Here is a 19,633-nt window from a genome sequence, read left to right on the forward strand (position 1 = left end):
ATCGGCGGGCTTTCAGGGCCTTAGCCGTGCGACGGGGTCATCGAGCCCCGCCTCACCGGCGTCCCGTCTAGCCGCCGGCCATGGGGGCGAGCAGGTAGAGCTCGTCTCCGTCGGCAAGCAGGCGCGCCCCCTGCTCCGCGAGGGGGCACCGCTCGCCGTTCAGCATCAGGGTGTGCCGGAGGTGCGGGCTCTCGGCCACGGCTTCCGCGAGCGGGACGCCGTGCTGCGCCCCTTGCGCCACGAGCTCGGCGAGCGTCGTGCCGGGAACCACGGCCAGCGTCTCGTCCACGTCGTACCAGCGTCCGCCGATCGTGCCGCGGATCAGCACGTGCACGCGCAGGCGAGGTTCGCTGCCCGGCGCGGACGAACCGGGCGAGCCGGGCGAGGCCTTGCGGCGAAAGAGGCTCACGGCGCGGCGGCCTCGACGGCCCCCGGCGTCTCGGGTGCGGCGTCTCGGGGGAAGACGACCCCCGTCGGCTCGTCCACCCATTCGCCGAGAAGCTCCGTGAGCCCCAGCTCCTCGGCGCGGGCGCGGCGAAGTCGGCCCGTCTCCGGGTTGCAGCCGAGCGCTTCGAAGTAGTCGCGCCGCAGCTCGCGCAGCGGCACGGTCACCCCCTTGAGCGGTCCGGCGGTGAGGAGCCCGTCCCCCTCGCCGAGGAGGCGTCGGTGCGGGACGAAGCTCTCCGGGGTGAGGCCCTCGCGCCAGTTGAAGGCCGCCCGCAGGGCCTGGATCCGCTCGCCGCAGCGCAGGAGGTCGGCCTCGGTCACCTGCCAGCCGGTCAGGGCCCGGACCATCGCGAGCCAGGGCGGGTTCCCCGTCAGGCCCGTGAACATGCAGAGCCCGAGGCCGTTCAGGACCTGGTGGCTCGACGAGAAGAGGGCCTGCGCGCGTCCCTTGCCCTCGGTTCCGCCCCACTGGACCTCCCAGGCGGATTGCGGCGCCGCCTCGGGGAGCTGAAAGGCCGTGCCGAAGGCCTCGTTCCAGGAGCCGCTCCCGGCGGTGTGACGCCCCGGAGTGGGATCGGAGATGAAGGTCACCCCCATGAGCGAGCTGAAGCGCGGGTCGTGGTAGGCCGGCTCCTGCCCGTGCACGTGGATCGCGAAGTCCTCGCTCCCGCGTCCGAGGTGGCGGGAGGCGCGGGCCACGCCCTGCCCGAGCCAGGCCCCGCACCCCTCGCCGGTGCCCATCTTGATCGTGAGCGCCAGCACCGCCTCGCCGTCCCCCCAGCGGAGCGGGGTTCCGTCGAGGGCCTCGGTCGTGAGCAGGCCCCGCTCGAAGGCCTCGGCGGCCCAGCCGAGGGTGGCCGAGGCCGAGATGACGTCCATGCCGTAGCGGTTGCAGGCGTCGTGACAGGCCACCACGACGGGCAGGTCGTCCACGAGCAGGTTCGCCCCGAAGCCGCAGAGCGACTCGTAGTCCGGGCGCCGCACGTCCTCGAGCTTGCGCTCGGGCACCTTCACGATCCCCTTGCACGGCATCGGGCAGTCCCCACACGAGAGGCGCTTGGTGATGAGCGGCTCCACCGCGGCCCCATCGAGCTTCATGCTCCGCGTGCCGATGGGGAAGTCGCGCGCTCCCACGCCCAGCCAGTTCTTCACCGGCGCGTCGCCGTTCTCCGTGCTGAGCGCCACGCCGAGCGTCGTGCCGCGCTGGCTGAACGCCCGCCGCATCGCCGCGACGGGGGTCTTGACCTTGCTGGCCTTGCGCCGCGAGCTCAGCCGGTAGAGCCAGCCGAGCCACCGCTTGGCGAAGATGAGCCAGGCCATCAGGCGCGTCAGCCAGCCCACGTCGCGCTTGTACTCCTGGGTCACGCCCTTGCAGAGCGCGTCGAAGGCCGCGGGCTGGGCCACCGGGACCTTCCCCGAGCCGCCGACGACGATGGCCTTCAGGTTCTTGCTGCCGTAGACCGCGCCGAAGCCCGAGCGCCCGAAGGCGTGATAGCGGTCGTTCATCACCGAGGCGATGAGTGCCTGGCGCTCCCCGGCCGGGCCGATGGCCGAGACGCCGACCTCGTGCTTGCTGCCGTAGCGCGCGCGGAGCGCGTCGAAGGTGGCGGGCACCTCCTTGCCCCAGACCTCGCCCGCCGGCTCGAGGAGCACCTCGTCGTCGCGCACGACGAGCACGGTGGGCGTGGCAGCGCGTCCGGTCACGAGGAGCGCGTCGTAGCCCGCGGCTCGGAGCTGCGCGGCGACCGACCCGCCGGAGTTCGAGTCGGCCCAGGTTCCCGTGAGCGGCGACTTGCCGACGATCTGGATCCGGCTGGAGAAGGGCGCCCGCGTGCCGGTGAGGAGCCCCGCCACGATGGCGAAGCAGGCCTCGGGGGCGAGCGCATCGGCCCGCGCCGGAAAGCGCGTCCACATGAGCCACGCGCCGAGGCCGTAGCCGCCGAGGTACGCGCGAAAGACCGCCTCGGGGAGCGCCTCGACGTGGTGCGTGCCGCTGGAGAGATCTACGACGAGGAGCTTCCCCTGAGCTCCATAGAGGGCCGGGGAGGTAGCTGGACTGTGCATGGCGGCATAGTAGCACCGAGCTGCCGCGCCGAAAGGGCCCTCGCCCCGTCGCGCGCTCGCGCGGGGCAAACTTGAAGGGGGCCGCCGCGGGGCGTATCGTCGGGGGCACCGTCGTTCGACAGACAGAGGAGAGGGCGTGGAAGCGACCGCGAAGCTGCGACTACTGCAAGTGCTCGTCCGCACGGCCGTCACACGCGGCCGGGACGCGCTCAGCCACCGCCTGGGTTTGGCCGCGGGCGCCGGGGACCAGTACGAGGAGGCCTTGAACGACGCGTACGTGCGGCGGGCCTGCGCGACGCTGGGGATCACCCGCCGCGAGCTCGGCGAGGTGATCGAGCTCGAGTATCGGGGCGCGAAGCGTCGCGTGCACGGCGAGTGGTTCGACATCGACTCGTACGCCACGGGGAAGCTGGCCAGCGACAAGCCGACCTGTTCGCGGCTCATGCGCGAGGCGGGGCTCCCGGTGCCGGACTTCGCCGCCGTCGAGGCCGGCGACGTGGGTGGGGCCATCGCGGCCTGCGCGCGCTGGCCGGGGAAGGTCGTGCTCAAGCCCGCCGTGGGGACGGGCGGCGGCCAGGGGGTCACGGCGGGGATCGTCCACGACGACCGCCGGGCCATTCGCGCGGCGCTGTGGAAGGCCTCGGCCTACAGCCGCTCGGTGATGGTCGAGCGGTTCATCGAGGGAGAGAACTACCGCTTCCTCGTCTGCATGGGGGAGCTCCTCTCCGTCGTGCGGCGCGTGCCGGCCTCGGTGGTCGGCGACGGGTCGGCCACGTTGCGGGAGCTCATCGACCGCGAGAGCGAGCGACGGCTGGCCAAGCTCAAGCGCCTCCCCGCGCTCGAGCATCCGATGCTCAACCCGATCCAGGTGGACGCTTCCCTCCTGAAGGAGAACGGCCACTCCATGTCCTCCGTCGTCGAGAAGGGAGCGCGCGTGCAGTGCCTGCGCGTGTGCAACCGGACCCCGGGCGGCGAGACCTTCGACATCACCTCCGAGGTGCACCCCGAGTTTCAGGACGTGGCCGTCCGCGCGGCCGAGGCGGTGGGGATCAATCTGGCGGGGCTGGACGTGATCTGCACCGGGGTCGACCGGCCGCTCGCCGCATCGGGCGCGGCGATCAACGAGATCAACACCACCCCGGGTCTGACGGCGCACTACGAGGTGACCAACACCGAGGCGCAGAAGGACGTGCTGGCGGTGCTGCTCCGCAGGATGTTCCCCGCGCTGGCGAGCGCGTCGCAGAGCGTGGCCTCTCAGGCGCCTCCGACGTAGACCAGCGGCGCGAAGCGACCCCCCTTCGAGACGTTGACCACGAAGTCCGCCGCCGCGCGCGCGTAGGCGCCGCCGAAGGCGCCGTCGAAGGCCCAGGTGTTGACGTTCACGCGCTGCGGGCCGACGAAGAGCGAGGCGTCCTTGCGCACCGTCGGCCGCTCGTCCTCGCGCATCGGCACGTACTCCTGCGCGACGTAGCGTTGCCCGGGCTCTTGCGCGAGCGCGAGCGCGGCGGCCCAGGTCGGCTCGTCCACCCCCTGGCCGACCACCACGCCCTCGCCGCCGCAGCCGGCGTCCGGCTTGAGCACGAAGCGGGTGCGGTTTTCGCGCAGGAGGCCAACGAGCGGCACGCGCTGGCCTTCGAAGAGGACGGCCTCGGGGCGCACGATACGGGTCCAGGGGACGTGGCGTGCGATCGCCTCGTGCTGCGCGTCGGTGAAGAGGTGGCGGTGCTCCTCGGACTGCATCACGGCCATCACCGCCTTGAGGTCCACGACGTGGGCGCGGAAGGGATTGACCACCCCCACCGTCCCGCGTCGGTAGGCCTGCACGAGGGCGTGGGGCCCGCGCCCGAGGTAGAGCCGCGAGAGGGCACGGTCGGCGGCGGGGCTTCGCGCGCCCAGTTCGTCGGCCGCCTGGAGGAGCCGTTCCCGGAGCCGGGCCGGTCGGTCCGCGGCCGGGCGCGTGCGCAGATAGGCGGTCACGTCGTCGCGGTAGGCGAAGTCGATGGGGCGGCCTCGCGCCGTCAGGCGGTCACCGTCGAGGACGAGCTCCTCGGGCCCCGCGCAGAAGGCGTGCAGGCCCTCGGCCTCGAGGTGCCGCGCGATGAGATTGTGGTCGTTGGCGAGGGGCCCCTGGCGGTCTACGAGCAGAGCGAGCGCGAGCGGAGCGTCGGGGGCCCGGCCGCGGCTGCGGTTGTATTCCCCCATGGCGCGTCGCAAGGCCGTCGCGAAGTGCCCCACGAGGCGGTCGGTGGCGAAGCTCCCCCCCGAGGCGAGGGCGGCGTAGAGCGGCGATTGGGGCAATAGCTCGAGCAACCCCGTGTACGTCCCCATGCCCGAGGGGTCGTCGCAGTTGAACTCCAGGAACTTGAAGGCCCCCGTGGTGGCGTCGAGGATTCCGTCCATGCGCGTGACCACGGAGGTCCGCGCGTATCCGGGGTTCAAACGGGCGTGAAAGAGGAAGCGCGGCGGGACCTCGAGCTCCTGCGCCACCCGCGGGTCCTCGAAGAAGGCGCGGCCCACGCGTTCGATGGCCCCGGCGAGCTGCTCCGTGGCGTGCGCCAGCAGCGGCCGGAGCTCGGCCTCGACGAAGACCGGAAAGAGGCTGCACGGCGAGGTCGCCAGCTCGACCTTGGCGAAGGCGAGCTGCTCCTCGGGCGAGGCGGAGCGATAGAGTTCGAGCATGCGTCGGTGCGCGTCGTCGGGGGTCGCGATGGGTGGGGGGCGCATGCCTTCCATTAATACACGACCCGCGCGGCTCCGTTAGGAAACTAACCCCACCGGCAGCGGCGCCAGAGCGCGCGTTCTCGGCGAGCGGCCGGGCCGCGTGCGGGTGAACCCGCGCCCGCGTGTGATTCTGCGCACCTTGAACTCCGTGGGCGAGGACCGCTCTGCTGGTACGCGCCTTGCTCTATCTCGGTCTACGGGAGGGAGCGGAGTTCTTCGAGCCGCGCGCCGTCCTCCTTCGACCCGACGCAAAACGAGAGGTGCTCCGTGAGGCAGCATGCGTGCGGAGGTCGCGTGGTCGCGACCGCAGTGGTGGGGTGTGCCCTCGGCCTGGCCTTCGCGGGCGAGGCCCTGGCCCAGGCGCGGCTCGGAGACGCTGCCGTGGTCTCGAGCCCGTCCTCGGGGCTGCTCGGACGCTTCAAGGCCTCGGCGCTGCAGCTCACGACCTATCTCGGTACCGGCACCTTCGTTCGCGGCACCTATGCCGATAATCCGTACGTCAGCGAGGAGCTGGTCTTCTACCCCCGCTTCCGGCTCGGCCAGGGCTTCGACCTGCGGGCGCAGTGGGCGCTCGACTGCGAGCTCACGCAGCCGGATAACCGCAGCGGCCGACACTGCGCGCCGAGCGACCTGCGCCTCTCCGTCCACCGACCGGAGCTCTACCGCGACCCGTGGCTCAAGGGCCAGCTCAGCGCCGCCTTTCTCGTCTATCTGCCGACCTCCTCCGAGAGTCGCTTCAACCACACCGTCATGAACCTGCGGGCGCGCGCCGGCTACACGCTCCGTTTCTTCCGCGAGCGGCTCGAGCTGGCGTACGGCTTCGGCGTCCAGAAGTACCTGCCCACGCAGCGCGTGCGCGGCTACGGCCCCGACAGCGGCCCGCGGACCAGCTCGGACAACCTGCCCCTCGTCCTCAGCCGCAGCAGCGCCGGTACCGAGGGGAGCGTCGGCTCGGGTGGCGCGCTCAACGACAACTGGCTCTTCGTGAACAGCGTCAACGTGGCCTTCCACTTCTCGCCGCGGTGGTCGGCGGCCCTCGACTTCGGCCTCTACAACTACGTGCGCTTCTCGGTGGCGGACGCCTTCTCCGACCCGGAAAAGCTGCGGACGGGCCGGGCCGACTGGACCTCCGGCAGCCTCGAGGTCGCCTACCGGCCTCTCGACCGCGTCGTCGTCGCCGCGGGGGTGGCGAGCCTGCAACCTGCGCTCACCGCGGACGGGAAGTCCGTTCGCTTTCCGTTCTACGACTTCATCTCCCCGACCAGCAACTTCACGAAGTGGCATCTGACCGCCACGGTCACGTACTGAAGAAAGGGGCCGCACCATGAGAGAGACCTTGGCTGTGGGCAGAAGATGGCTCGCCCTGATGGGTTCGATCGCCGCGCTCGGGCTCGTCGGCTGCGCCGGCGAGGAGGACATCGACCGGACCCAGCCGAACCGGTTGCCGAAGGCCATGTTCGACGGCACCTGGTACATGCGGAGCACGGTGATCGGCGTCCCCGCCACCTCGGCCGCCGCCTTCGTGGGCGAGACGGGCGACCTGGAGAAGGTGCGCTGGGAAATCCAGGAGAACTACCTGGTGGCGTACCGGGCCTACGAGGAGATCCCCGGGATCGATTCGGCCAAGAAGGCGAGCTCGACGGACCCGAAGGGGAACGCGTACCGGGAGAACCCGGTGGCGGTGTTCCGCATCCAGAGCCACTTCGACGTCAAGCGGGACTACAACCCGATGACGGGGGAGCAGACCAACGTGATCGTCGAGAACTCGACCGATCGCCCCTGGCACGAGCGGCAGTATATGCGCGTGGACTGGGCCGAGAGCCAGGTGGACCGCCGTCAGTTCAGCAACGTGGCGGGGGACACGATTGGCGCAGGCGCCGTCTTCTACGTGCAGCAGCACGAGGGGAGCCCGGACGCGATGCGGATCCTCGACCGCGAGGGCCAGCGCGTGAGCCTCGACCGGCTGAGCACGATCGGAGGGACCCTTCCCGAGGTGGCGTACTTCGACCTCGTGGGGCGCCACGTCCTCGAGCCGGACAAGGTGACCGTTCCCACCGAGGGGGGCGGCTCGCGCAAGGCCAACCTCTGCATCTTCATCCGCTACGACAGCGCGAACTATCAGACGACGACTTGCGGACCGACGGAGATCAAGGTCCGGACGGCCTTCATGAAGGTCAAACCCTCGACCTACGAGCCGCTGCCGCTGCCGAATACCGACATGGGGAAGTTCGGCTTCTTTCGTACCGAACGGTATACCTACGATCGCAAGTACGGTTTCACGGAATCGGGGCGCCTCTATCTCGCTAATCGCCACAACATCTGGGAGACGGCCTACGAGCTGGACCCGAGCGGGGCGCCGGTCCTCAAGGACGGCAAGCTCGTGCCGCTGCCGATGAAGCAGAGGGTGCCGAAGCCCGTCACCTACCACCTGAGCCCCGGCTTCCCCTGCGAGATGGTCGGCGCGGCGCAGGCCGTGGCCGGGAGCTGGAACGGCGCCTTCCGTCGGGCGGTGGCGGTCGCCAAGGGGCTGCTCACCAGATCCTCCGGGGAGACGGACAAGGACCTGGCGAAGGTGCCGAAGAGCGGCGCCAGCCCGGCGGACCACGTGCCCGACATGTTCCGCCTCGACCTGAACGGCTGGGTGCAGAAGCGCCCCGGCGACGACTTCTCGTGCGCGAACCTCGAGCGCGATACCGCGAGGGAGGTGGCCCGGCTCGGAGACCTCAGGTTCAGCTTCCTGGCCTGGATCGCGGACCGTCAGATCACGGGGCCCCTCGGCTTCGGTCCGTCGTCGGCCGACCCCGAGACGGGTGAGATCGTGGCCGGGATGGCGCACCTCTACGGCGCGGCGCTCGACGAGAAGGCGACGCGGGCGCTCGAGATCGTCCGCATGCTCAACGGCGACCTGACCCCCGACGTGGCGGTGAGCGCCGACGACGTGCGGAGCTACATCGAGAAGAACCAGGTCCAGATCGACCCGACCCGCATCCCGAAGGAGGCAGCGGCGCTGAAGGGGGCGGAGGTGCAGAAGCTCTTCGTGACGCCGAAGGTGGCGGCCAAGCTGGACACGATCCGGACGCAGGGCTTCGAGAAGGCCATTCCCGGGGCCGAGCAGCGCCGCTTCGAGGCGCTCAAGGGGACGGGCCTCGAGCAGGCGCTGGTCGACGAGGAGGTCATCTCCGGGGCGGCGTCCACGCTGCTCGCGGGGCTCCCCGTGGCGGCGCGCGACAAACTGCCCAAAGAGGCGCTGGAGGCGCTCTCCCCCCTCAAGTGGGCCTCGCCCGAAGCGCACGCGCTCGAGCACCTGCGCCGCGAGACGGCCTCGAAGCACTGCATCTGGCTGGCGGAGTTCTCCGACGACTCGGTGGCCGGCCTCGCGCTCGAGGTCTGGAAGCGGTGGGGCAAGGAGAAGAACTACGAGGCGATGTGGCAGTACCTGCGCGAGCAGCTCTTTCGCGGCGTGGCGGAGCACGAGGTGGGACACACGCTCGGGCTGCGGCACAACTTCGCCGGCTCGTACGACAGCCTCAACTACTTCAACCGCTGGTGGCAGCTCCGCGAGAAGCCGGACGCCGCGGGCCACGGCGGGCTCATCGAGCGCAACGCGCTCTCAACCGACGGCCAGCTCACCTTCGGGCAGCTCCAGAGCCAGTCGATCCAGACCGAGGCGCAGAAGGCCGGCCGCATGCGCGAGTACCAGTACTCGTCGATCATGGACTACCACGCCAAGTTCAACGGCAAGATCCAGGGGGTCGGGAAGTACGACGAGGCGGCGATCCTCTTCGGCTACGCGGGGCAGGTGGAGGTCTTCGCCGCGCCGCCGAGCGACGCGAAGCTGGTTCTCCGGCAGCGCAGCACGAGCTGCGACCCGCGCTTCGAGAGCATCCCGAACCCGGCCTACGCGGCGCCGCTCGAGCAGTGGCACTACAGCTCGCTCTGGAACGTGCTCGGCAAGACCCGCGGCGTGGTGGAGCGGCGCTTCACCCCGTGGGCCACGCTGAAGCAGAAGCAGCAGGGGGCCACCGAGGCGTGCAAGAAGTACGTCGCCGCGGGCAAGGGGGCGGCCAAGGACTTCACCCAGCTCAGCGAACCCGAGCGAGAGCTCGAGGTGCCCTACATGTTCTGCTCGGACGAGTACGTCGACGCGACGGTGAGCTGCCACCGCTGGGACGAGGGGGCGGACCCGCGCGAGATCGTGCAGAGCGTGTCGAGCGGCTACAAGAACTACTACTACTTCAATAACTACAAGCGAGACCGCTTCGGTTTCGATCCGCTTATCGCCTACCGCACCATGAAAGACCGCTATTTCTCGTACCTGCCCAACATCTACCAGCATTGGCTCTTCCGGGTGGCGAGCTTCGGCCTGGACGATACGACGCTCGAGAACTACTGGACTATGGGGACCTGGCAGGGCTTCAACCTGCTCCTCGACGTGGTGTCGCGCCCGCAGTACGGCACCTATTGCCGCGCCGGCGCCGACGGCAAGTGCAACGCGAGCGGGGCGAGCTGGAAGATGGTGAGCGAGGAGACGGCGCCGACCAAGCAGGAGGGGCACGTGGTGGTGCCGCGCGGCGAGGGGCGGCGGCGCTTCAGCCGGTTCGATCACCGGTCGGGCTACTACTTCCAGTACCAGACCCTCGAGATGGGGCACTTCTGGGAGTACCTGGCGGCGCTCCAGACCTTGACCACCTCGACGGGGACCTTCGTGGGGGTGGAGGTGAGCTCGGACTTCAACCGCTACGTGATTCCGTACTACATCGTCTTCGAGGACCAGCTCACCAAGCACTTCGAGGGAGTGGTCACCGACAACTACGAGGCCTACGGGCCGCGGGTGGTGAACGGGAAGCTGCAGATGTTGCCGGCGGCCACTTTGCGGCTAAATAACGGCAAAGAGCTGGACCCGGCCACGGGCCAGGAGATCGCGGTCGAGGCGCGGCAAAATGGCCAGACGGTGAACCTGGACAACTGGTTCTCGGCCAAGATCTGGGCCCTGCGGGAGGGGATGAGCGAGTTCCGCAGCCGGTACAGCCTGCGCTTCGCGGACCGCCAGATGATCTTTCGGGTCGGAACGGGGGAAGAGGTCAAGGCGGGGGAGGGGCACGTGCAGGCCAGCTGCACCGACCCGGTGGGGGGACAGATCTACGGCACGCTCCAGGACCCGTCGGCACCGGAGGCGGAGCAGGGGACCGCGGTGCAGCTCATCGCCCGCTGCCGGCGCGAGGCCGAGGCCTACCTGACGGCGAAGCAGGGGGGTAACGCGACCGCCACCATGCGCGCGCGGTCGGCGCTGAACGAGACGATCGAGTGGCTGAACTTCCTGCGGTCCTTCTACAAGGTCTACGGACAGAACATGGACTGACGGACCGTTTGGACCTGCTCGGCTCTTCTCCGTCGCGTCCGAACCGACAGCTACACAGCAGGGCGGCCTTGCCCCGAGGTTGGGCTCGGGCGAAGATGCTGCGGTGACGGCAGATAGCGGCGCGACTCTCGAACGGCGGCTCGGCGTCTTCTCGGCCACGACGATCATTGTGGGCTCGATGATCGGTTCGGGGATCTTCATCGCGCCGTCGATCATGGCCGGGCTGGTGGGGACGCCGGGGGTCTACCTCGCGCTCTGGCTGGCCGCGGGGGTCTTCACCCTGCTCGGGGCGGTGAGCTACGGCGAGCTCTGCGGGATGCTGCCGCGGGCGGGAGGACAGTACGTCTTTCTGCGCGAGGCCTTCGGGCCGCTCGTGGCCTACCTCTACGGCTGGACCTTCTTCACGGTGATCCAGACCGGCACCGCGGCGGCGGTGGCTATCGCGTTCGCGAAGTTTCTGGGGGGCCTCGGGCTCGGCGTAGGGGAGGAGCAGGTGATCTTCTCGGCCGGCCCGGTGACGATCTCCACCGCGCAGCTCGCGGCGGTGGGGGTCGTGCTCTTTCTCACCTGGGTGACCGGCCGGGGGGTGAAGCAAGGGGCGCTGGTCCAGGACAGCGCCACGGTGCTGAAGGTAGGCGCCATCCTCGCGTTGATCGTCCTCGGTTTCTGGCTCGGCAAGGGGAGCAGCGCGAACTTCGTGCCGCTGGTCGGGGCGCAGGTGGGCTCGCGCGCCGGCGAGCTCGGGTTCTGGGCCGCCGTGGGGCTCGCCCTCTCGAAGGCGCTCTTCGCCTACGACGCCTGGAACACGGTGGGGTTCGTGGCGGAGGAGACGCGCGATCCCGGACGCAATCTGCCGCGCGCGCTGGTGGCCGGCACCTTGCTCGTGACGGTGGTCTATACGGCTATTTGCGCCGTATATCTTTATCTGTTTCCGCTCGAGCGGATGGCGGGCCTCCCCGAGAACCGCGTGGGCGCCGAGGTGGGGGGGCTGCTCTTCGGGCCGTTCGGCATCAAGGCCGTCTCGGTGGCGGCGCTGGTCTCCACCTTCGGCTGCCTCAACGGCGTCCTGCTCGGCGGAGGGCGCGTGCTCTACGCCATGGCGCGAGACCGGCTCTTCTTTCGAGGGTGCGCGGAGGTGCATCCGCGCTTTCACACGCCGGTGCGGGCGCTCTGGGTGCAGGGGGCGTGGACGGCGGTGCTCGCCCTCTCCGGCAGCTACAGCCGGCTCCTGACCTACGTCATCTTCGCTTCGACCGCCTTCAACGTGGCCACCGTGGCGGCGGTGCTGGTGCTGCGACGCAAGCTTCCGGAGGCCGAGCGGCCCTACCGCGTCTGGGGCTATCCGCTGCCGCCGCTCCTCTTCGTGGCGGGGGGGCTGCTCTTTTCGGGCTACATGGCGGTGGGCGACCCCCTGGCGAGCCTGGCGGGGGTGGGCCTGGTGCTCCTCGGGCTGCCGGCGTATGCGCTCTTCCGCCGACGGGCGACGGTGGCGTGAGGGATGCGATGAGGAAATGGCGGGCTCTGGTATGGGTCGGAGGACTCCTGGGGTGCGGGAGTCCGGGGATCATCGACGGCGATAGAGGGATAGCGGTGGTGGCGGACGCGGCGGTGCGTGGTGACGTTCGGTCTTCCCCTGACCTGGCCCCCGATCTGCGCCCCGACGAGGGGGCGGACGTGCGGCTTGCTCCGGATGCGGGGGAGGTCTGCACGAAGGCCCTGGCCGACGCGGGAGGGAGCGCGGACGGCTGCAGCGTGCCGCTTCCTCCGGCGCGGGATCTGCTCGACGAGGCGCTCGGCAAGCTGGGTCTCGACCGCTGCAAGGCCAGCTTCCGCACCTACGATCCGACGGTGTATGCGCTCATCTATCCCGCGGACCCCTATCGGTTCCCCTTCTTCGAGCGCACGCACCGCGAGGCGCTCGAGGCCCCTCGCTTCGCGCGCGCGCTGAGCGCCGAGCTGGACCGTGCGGCCGCGACCGATCGGCCGGTGACGCAGGCGCTGACGGTGGCGGCCCACCATGCCGGCTTTGGCGGGGCGGTGTGCGTGCCGCCGAGCGACCCGGGGGGGGACCATCCCCTCGGGGCGGCTCTCGTGCGGCTGATCCGGGGGACCGGCGGGACCCCCGACGCGGCGCAGCTCGAGCGCGAGGCCGACGGGCTGCCGCTCGCCTTTCAGCGCGCGATGGTGCCGGTCGTGGATGCGCTGGGGTATGCCGCCGAGGCCCGCGCGCTGGCCCTGAAGGACGCGGACATCGGCAAGCCCGGGACGAGCCCGGGGGTCACGCCGGAGCTGGTCTTCACCTACGCGGCCTCGCCGGCGCTGGTCAACCACAGCGGGTTGATGCTGAACCAGAAGGACCCCTGGGTGCAGAACGTGTTCCAGGGGGGAGCCAAGGGCTTTCAGGTGCAGCACCTCTACCGCGCGGCGGTCCGGCTCGCGGCGGCGATCGAGGGGGCGAAGCTAGGCCGCTTCGCGGGCCTGGCGATCGCGTTCGTCGTGGACACCCCGATCGGTCGCATCCTCTTTCGGGGGGCCGAGGACAGCGTGTACGACCCGAGCGACCCGGAGGTCTCCGGGCCGATCGCGCTGCTGCTCGACACCGGGGGGGACGACACCTATCGCATCCCCGCGGGGGCGAACGTTTCGGTCAAGAACCCGGTATCGGTGGTCATCGACCTGGCGGGCAAGGACACCTACGGCTACGTGGAAGCGCCCTCGCCCCTCGACGGGACCCGGCTTCCGTCGGATAGCTGGGGCCGCGCGAAGCCGAGCGACCCGAGCCAGGGGGACGGGCCGATCTCGCTCTCGGAGGACGCGCGGCAGGGGGCGGGGCGGCTCGGCATCGGGCTCCTCTTCGACCTCGGAGGGAAGGCCGACAGGTACAGCTCCCTCCGCATGTCGCAGGGCTTCGGCGCCCTCGGCGTGGGGGTCCTCTACGACGACGGCGGCGACGACGTCTATCGCGGGGAAGCGGCGGTGCAGGGAGCGGGCATGTTCGGCATCGGCCTGCTCCTCGACGGCGGGGGCGACGATCGCTACGAGACGTACACGCTCGCGCAGGGCTTCGCCTACGTGAAGGGGGTGGGCGTGCTCTACGACGCGGCCGGCAGCGACCAGTACCTGGCGAACGTCGGTGACCCCGCGCAGGGGGGGGACCCGCTCTACTTCTCGCCCCAGCTCCCGGGGACCGGGACCTCCAGCCTCACGCAGGGGGCGGCGTGGGGCCGGCGGGCCGACTTCACCGACAAGCTGAGCCAGGCGGGGGGACTCGGCGTGCTGCGCGACCGCGTCGGCGACGATCGCTACCGCACCTCGGTCTTCGGCCAGGCGACGGCGTACTGGTACGGCACGGGGATCCTCGCGGACGGGGCCGGCAACGACAGCTACGACGGCCTGTGGTACGTGCAGGGCTCGGCCGCGCATTACTCGATGGCCGTCTTCGTCGATGACGCGGGCGACGACCGCTACGACACGGGGCTCAAGGCGCGGGCCACGTCCCTCGGCGTGGGGCACGATTGCTCCGTGGGGTGGCACCTGGACCTGGGAGGAGACGACGTGTATCGCGCGCCCTTCCTCTCGCTCGGGGCGGGCAACGACAACGGGCAGGGCTTCTTCGTCAATCGCGGCGGTAAGGACTCCTACGCGACGGTGGGGACCACGTCTCTCGGCGCGGCATACCAGAGCGCGACCGCCGGCTGGCGGACCAAGGCCATGACGCTGGGCGTCTTCGTGGACACGGAGGGGGCCGACGTGTACGTGCACGAGGAGAAACCCGTGGACCGCAACGGCAAGAGCTGGCTCTACGGCACCGGCAGCCCGGCCACGACCTACCTCTTCGGCATCGGGCTCGACGGCACGGGGACGGTGCTCCTGCCCTGATCGGTGAGTCGCCTCCCACCCCCCAGGTCGGTTGACCGTAGCGCTCCGTTTTGCCAACACCCGAATGATCGCAACTCCTTGACGGTTTGACGCTCCCGGGGGGTGTTGCGCGCGACGCATCACCGCTACGCCGGGCCGCGTCGGTCGATGTGGGAGATCGGGGACCTTGCGCCGCGTCGGGTTGGCTCGCGTCTTGCTCATAACGGGCTCAACCCACGCCGAGGACTCCCATGACGAAGCGCCGTCTGAACCTTTGGGTCGCAATGCTCGGGATGGGGTGCGTCGTTGCGGGCTGCGAGCCCGGCCTCGTCGGTGGAAGGGTGACGCCGGGTCCCGACCGGAACTCGGCGGCGTTCACCGCGGAATGCCCCCAGAACGAGACCCAGGGGGAATGCCAAGACCTCGGAGACTTCCGCGCGCCCGGCACCTGCTTCGTCCAGACCTGCGGCGACTACAACGGACACCCTTGTCTGCTCAACGGGACGCTCCGGCGAGACGACGCGCTGTGCAAGGAAGGGGGCGCCAAGCCCAACGCCACCTGTAACGCGGCGGGCCAGTGCGAGGACGGGGCCGCGGCGGCGCCGGAGTGCCCCGCGTCCACGGGCGGCCCGTGCGCTGCGGGAGCGACCTTCGAGCTGGTCTCGGGTACGACGTGCCACACCCAGACCTGCTACGTCCAGGCGAACGGGGCGAACTGCAAGGGCAAGAGCGTGAATACCGACCACGCGCTCTGCCGCACGGGGGGTGACCCCCGGGCGACCTGTGGCAGCGACGGGCAGTGCAAGGCCAGCTCCTGCGAGGTTTGCACCTCCGGCCAGAAGAAGTACACGGGGTGCACCTACCAGACCTGCGTCTCGGACGGCAGCTCCAGCTGCTACGGGGCCTCGAGCTATCAGGACCACGCGAAGTGCGTCACGGAGCTCGGCGACCCGGCGGCGAAGTGCGACAAGGCGACCAACACCTGCGTGCGGGGGAGCTCGGGCACCTGCTCCTGCGCGGGGATTGCCTGCGGCTCGAAGGACCTCTGCGGCAACACGTGCGTCTCGGGCGGCGGTTGCTGCAACAACAGCTGCACCGGCATCCAGTGCGGCGACAAGAACGGCTGCGGCAAGACCTGCTACGCGGAGGGCGGGCAGTGCACGCCGCCCCCGGTGAACTGCACGCCGACCTGCGCGGGCAAGACCTGCGGCCAGAAGGACTCCTGCGGCCGGAGCACCTGCGCCGCGGGCGTTCCGGTGGGCGGGGGCACCTGCACTGCGGCTGCGGCGGGCGGCTGCACCGAGGGAACCTGGAAGTGCGAGGCCCGGCTCTGGCTCGGCGCTACCTACCCGGCGGTGCAGAAGTGCGTCGGCGGCACCTGGCAGATCTACACCGCCTGCACGAGGGCGGGCCAGGGCTGCTCGGGTTGCGGGCCGAGTTACTCCTCCTCGGCCTGCTCCTGCCATTAGCGAGAAGACTACGGCTTCGGAATCACCCCGTACGCAATACCCGGCGTCGTCTTGTCGTAGGTCTCGATAGCCGTCCCGTCGGGGCGGAAGATGCCGCCGCCGTGGTAGTTGCCGTCGATGGTGTTGGCGCCGACGAAGTAGCTGCCGGAGTACTTCGCGAAGTCGGACATCATGGTGGTCGGCTTCCAGTACTGGTTCTGCGAGCCGGTGGCCATCCAGTACGAGGAGAAGAAGGTGATGCGGGGCTTCGAGGCCACGTAGTCGTTCATCAGCTTGAGCGTCTTCTGGCTGCAGGAGCTCTGGCTGACCTGGTGCATGGCCCAGATCACACACTGGGCGTCGGCGCAGATGAGCAGCCCGGCCTTGCCGGCGGGGGTCTGGAAGAGGTCGCAGCAGTTCGTGCCCGGGGTGACGCCCTTCTCGCCGTAAAGGTGGAACTTGAAGTGCACCGCGAGCACGATGCCATCGGGGTTTACCACCACCTCGGTGTTGTAGAGCGCGGCGGTCGAGCCGGTGCCCACCTGGGTGATCACGTTGAAGACCAGGGTCACCTTCAGGTCGGTGGCGAGCTTGGCCCAGGTGCCGATGACGGTGGCGGACCCCCAGCGCGGGTCGCCGGCCGGCCGATGCCCGACGCTCGGGGCCAGCTCGGCGTACTTGCCCTGGTCGGGAACCCCCTCGGGGGTGACGATGTGCGTGGCGCCGTTGCCGGCGGCCTGCTTGACCAGCGCGATGAGGCCGCAGTTCACGTCCGCGCAGCCGCTCACCGAGCTGAAGCTCTTCGGGCCGTACTGGATGGCCGCGACCTTGATCGACCCGGCGGGGGGCGGTGGCGGCGGTGGACCGGCGTCCGGAAAGACCAGGCTCCCGTCGCGGCGCGGCCCGCTGTCCCGCGTTTGGGGCTGCTTTCCGTCCGTCAGCCCGTAGTCGTCGGGGCCCGCACCGCCGTCGCTCGCGGCTGAGCCGTCGCGCGCGGCGGGCTTTCCGTCCGAGCGTGTCGTCGAGCCATCGGCGGGGCTCGTGGCCGCGTCCTGGCTGACGCCGCCGTCTCCCGTCGCGCCGTCGCTGCTGCAGCCCGGCAGGCCGAGGAGGAGCGCGAAGAGTGCCAGGCGGCCGGGTCTTCTGCGAGCATGCGTCCGAGGCCACTGGTCTTGCCGCATCGTTCGACCTCCAAGGGGCAGGCGCCCTTTCCCGCGTGTTAGCGCGGGGGAGGCGACCTCGGCAAGCGCTTTGGGCCCGGCCCCATGGCGACAAGGCTCCTCGAGGCGCCTCGACGGGGAGGGCGATTGCGTCACCCATTCGCTGGCCCTAAGGTGGTTGGCGATGGCGCGTTCTCTGTGGTGCGTTGGGGTGGTCCTGGTAGTGGCGACGTGGCCGTCGTCGCGGACGAGAGGGGCGTCGCCCGAGCCCTCGGCCGTGGCCATCACCGGCTCCGGCGCGCGGTTCGCAGCGCGGAGCGGAGCTCGGGTCCTCGAGTTCGAGTGGCTCGGTCCCGACGCGCTGCGCTTGCGACGGGTGGCGGAGGCCGCGTCGAACCGGGCCTCGCCCGAGGGAATGCTTCTTCCCGGGCGCTGGCAGGGGGCCAGAGTTACGGCGCGATCGGACGGCTCGATCGGCGGAGGCGCGTTCGTCGTGCGGGTTGGCCCGCGCCTCGCCGAGGTCGTGGTGCGCATGGGGTCGCGCTCGCTGCAGCTACGCTTCGCCGGCACACCGGCGCGTCCCGCGCTCGAATGGCGGCTCGAGGCCGGAGAACGCCTCCTCGGCCTCGGGCAGCACCGACGCGAGCAGCTCGATCGGCGCGGCGCGACCTACGAGCTCTGGAATCAGTTCCAGCCGGGCGGTGGCACGGTAGCCATTCCCTTCCTGCTGAGCTCCCGCGGCTACGGGCTGCTCTGGCACAACGCCTCCCGCACCGTGGTGGACCTCGGGAACAGCGTCCCCGACCGGGGCTCGTTCCGCCCCCTCGGGGGGGAGCTCGACCTCGTGCTCTTCGCCGGACCGGGCCCGAAAGAGGTCCTGGCCCAGCTCGGCCGGGCCTGTGGCCGGCCGCCGATGCCCCCCTTGTGGGCCCTCGGCTACCAGCAATCCCGGTACGGCTACGCGAGCGAGCGTCAGGCGCGGGAGATCGTGGCGGAGTTCCGGCGGCGCAAGCTGCCGCTCGACACGCTCGTCCTCGATCTGGACTGGTTCGGCGGGCAGGAGCAGCTCGGCGCGCTGCGCTTCGATCGGCGACCCGGACGCTTCCCCACGCCCGAGAAAATGATCGCTGCGTTCCAAAATGTCGGTGTGCGCACCGTGGTGATCAACGAGCCCTACGTGCGCCCCGACGTGGCCCCCTACCGGGAATTAGATCGCTTGCGCTATTTCGGTCGGGATCGCGGCGGAAAGACGCTGCTCCTCGTCGGGCCGTGGAACCTGCAGCTCGCGCTCCTGGACTTCACCAGCCCGGGGGCGAGGCGCCACGTCTGGGAGCGGCTGGTCGCGCCGCTTCTCGCCGCGGGGGTGGCGGGCTTCTGGATCGACCTCGGCGAGCCCGAGGTGCACCCGCCGGAGATGCAGCACGCGGGAGGTCCGGCGGCGCAGGTGCACAACCGCTACAACGCCTCCTGGGCGCAGGCCTACTACGAGGGGCAGCGCAAGACGCACGGCGATCGGCGCGTCTACCTGCTCGCGCGTTCGGCCGCGGCTGGCATGGCGCGCTTCGGGGCGGGGGTCTGGACGGGCGATACGGCGCCGCGCTTCGACACCCTGCGCTGGCACTTCTCCGAGGGGCAGCAGATGGGGCTCGGGGGGCCGCCCTACTGGGGGAGCGACATCGGCGGCTTCTACAAGCACGCGCCGCGGCTCGACGGCCCGCTCTACGCGCGGTGGTTCCAGCTCGGCGCGCTCAGCCCGAACTTTCGCGCGCACGGGGACCACCAGCCCCGCGAGCCCTGGGGTTTCGGTCCACGGGTGCTGCGCCTCGCGAGGCGCTTCCTCGCGCTGCGCTACCGGCTGCTCCCCTACCTCTACGCGCTCGCGCGGCAGGCGCACGAGCGCGGCCTCCCCTACCTGCGGCCGGTGGCGCTCGAGTTTCCCGACGAGGCGGGCGCCTTCACCTTCGACGACGCGTTCCTGCTCGGCCCGAGCCTGCTCGCCTTCCCCGTGGCGGGCGCGGATCGCGCGCGGCGGGCGATCCGGCTGCCGTCGGGACACTGGTACGACTACGCGACCGGCGCGCGGCACGAAGGTCCGACGCTCCTTCACGAGCGGGTTCCGCTCGAGCGGCTGCCCCTCTTCGTGCGCGGGGGGACGCTGCTCCTCGAGGGCGAGGAGCGTCACAGCACGGGCGAGGCGCGCTGGACCCGGCTCACGGCGCACCTCTACCCGGCGGCGGCGGCGACGGCGAGCTACGAGGCGGAGCTCTACGAGGACGACGGCACGAGCTACGCCTACGAGCGGGGCGAGTACGCGAAGACGCCGTTCAGCGTGTCGCAGGCGCCCGGCGAGCTCCGCGTCACGCTTCGTCCCGGCTCGGGGCGCTTCCCCGAGCGACCTCTCTCGCGGCGCCTCGAGCTCGTGGTGTACGGCAGGCCGCGGCCGCTGGCGGTCCTGCGCGACGGCGGTTCGCTCCCCCGCTCCGCCGTGCGTCGGGGAGCGCGCGGCGGGTGGGCCATCGCGCTGGGCGAGGTGGGGCAGGACGCGGAGGTGCTGCTGTGCTTCTCCCGTTAGGGTC

The 19,633-nt window shown here is 70.7% G+C and carries 11 protein-coding genes; 7 read left to right on the plus strand and 4 right to left on the minus strand.

All coding sequences use genetic code 11. From position 1 onward, the window contains the following. Window positions 1-67: 67 nt before the first annotated feature. Together IT371_07815 and IT371_07820 are read right to left on the minus strand one after the other, a co-directional pair. Window positions 68-409, minus strand: coding sequence for a MoaD/ThiS family protein (locus IT371_07815; protein MCC6747546.1), 342 nt, complete (start codon window positions 407-409; stop codon window positions 68-70). Next, the gene (locus tag IT371_07820; protein ID MCC6747547.1) at window positions 406-2,511 is read right to left on the minus strand and encodes an aldehyde ferredoxin oxidoreductase family protein; all 2,106 of its coding nucleotides are present in this window, start codon (window positions 2,509-2,511) and stop codon (window positions 406-408) included. Before IT371_07820 ends, IT371_07815 begins: the two co-directional genes overlap by 4 nt. Window positions 2,512-2,647: 136 nt before the next feature. Between IT371_07820 and IT371_07825 the strand changes: the two genes are divergently transcribed. After that, entirely contained in the window at window positions 2,648-3,784 is a 1,137-nt protein-coding gene (locus tag IT371_07825; GenBank protein MCC6747548.1) for a hypothetical protein, read from the plus strand. On the opposite strand, the gene IT371_07830 is transcribed toward IT371_07825, so the two are convergent. After that, window positions 3,766-5,235 (minus strand): hypothetical protein, encoded by a 1,470-nt coding sequence (locus IT371_07830; GenBank protein MCC6747549.1) that lies wholly within the window; start codon window positions 5,233-5,235, stop codon window positions 3,766-3,768. The genes IT371_07825 and IT371_07830 overlap by 19 nt on opposite strands. A 291-nt stretch (window positions 5,236-5,526) precedes the next feature. Between IT371_07830 and IT371_07835 the strand changes: the two genes are divergently transcribed. The 5 genes from IT371_07835 to IT371_07855 all read left to right on the plus strand — a co-directional run bounded on the left by IT371_07835 (window position 5,527) and on the right by IT371_07855 (window position 15,918). After that, a complete protein-coding gene (locus tag IT371_07835; protein ID MCC6747550.1) occupies window positions 5,527-6,540 on the plus strand; it encodes a hypothetical protein in 1,014 nt (337 codons plus the stop codon). Between the two features lie 58 nt (window positions 6,541-6,598). After that, complete coding sequence (locus tag IT371_07840) at window positions 6,599-10,591, plus strand: zinc-dependent metalloprotease (GenBank protein MCC6747551.1); 3,993 nt, start codon at window positions 6,599-6,601, stop codon at window positions 10,589-10,591. Window positions 10,592-10,694: 103 nt separating this feature from the next. Continuing rightward, entirely contained in the window at window positions 10,695-12,086 is a 1,392-nt protein-coding gene (locus tag IT371_07845) for an amino acid permease (protein ID MCC6747552.1), read from the plus strand. 8 nt (window positions 12,087-12,094) lie between these two features. Beyond that, window positions 12,095-14,470 carry a hypothetical protein gene (locus IT371_07850; protein MCC6747553.1) on the plus strand — a complete coding sequence of 792 codons (2,376 nt, stop codon included), beginning with the start codon at window positions 12,095-12,097 and terminating at the stop codon, window positions 14,468-14,470. Between the two features lie 230 nt (window positions 14,471-14,700). Next, window positions 14,701-15,918, plus strand: a complete 1,218-nt coding sequence (locus tag IT371_07855; GenBank protein ID MCC6747554.1) for a hypothetical protein — start codon at window positions 14,701-14,703, stop codon at window positions 15,916-15,918. Window positions 15,919-15,926: 8 nt separating this feature from the next. Here the strand turns inward: IT371_07855 and IT371_07860 are convergent, their stop codons facing one another. Then, window positions 15,927-17,078: a carbon-nitrogen hydrolase family protein gene (locus IT371_07860; GenBank protein ID MCC6747555.1), complete on the minus strand. Its 1,152-nt coding sequence runs from the start codon at window positions 17,076-17,078 to the stop codon at window positions 15,927-15,929. A gap of 163 nt (window positions 17,079-17,241) precedes the next feature. Between IT371_07860 and IT371_07865 the strand changes: the two genes are divergently transcribed. After that, window positions 17,242-19,629 (plus strand): glycoside hydrolase family 31 protein, encoded by a 2,388-nt coding sequence (locus IT371_07865; GenBank protein MCC6747556.1) that lies wholly within the window; start codon window positions 17,242-17,244, stop codon window positions 19,627-19,629. The last annotated feature ends 4 nt before the right edge of the window (window positions 19,630-19,633 follow it).

This window comes from Deltaproteobacteria bacterium (assembly GCA_020848905.1).
Taxonomy (GTDB): domain Bacteria; phylum Myxococcota_A; class Polyangia.

Bases quoted from the DNA above. Each gene is read 5' to 3' on its own strand.
- IT371_07850 (MCC6747553.1), top strand. From the start codon at position 12,095: ATGAGGAAATGGCGGGCTCTGGTATGGGTCGGAGGACTCCTGGGGTGC.
- IT371_07840 (MCC6747551.1), top strand. From the start codon at position 6,599: ATGGGTTCGATCGCCGCGCTCGGGCTCGTCGGCTGCGCCGGCGAGGAG.
- IT371_07820 (MCC6747547.1), bottom strand. From the start codon at position 2,511: ATGCACAGTCCAGCTACCTCCCCGGCCCTCTATGGAGCTCAGGGGAAG.
- IT371_07830 (MCC6747549.1), bottom strand. From the start codon at position 5,235: ATGCGCCCCCCACCCATCGCGACCCCCGACGACGCGCACCGACGCATG.
- IT371_07860 (MCC6747555.1), bottom strand. From the start codon at position 17,078: ATGCGGCAAGACCAGTGGCCTCGGACGCATGCTCGCAGAAGACCCGGC.
- IT371_07865 (MCC6747556.1), top strand. From the start codon at position 17,242: ATGGCGCGTTCTCTGTGGTGCGTTGGGGTGGTCCTGGTAGTGGCGACG.
- IT371_07855 (MCC6747554.1), top strand. From the start codon at position 14,701: ATGACGAAGCGCCGTCTGAACCTTTGGGTCGCAATGCTCGGGATGGGG.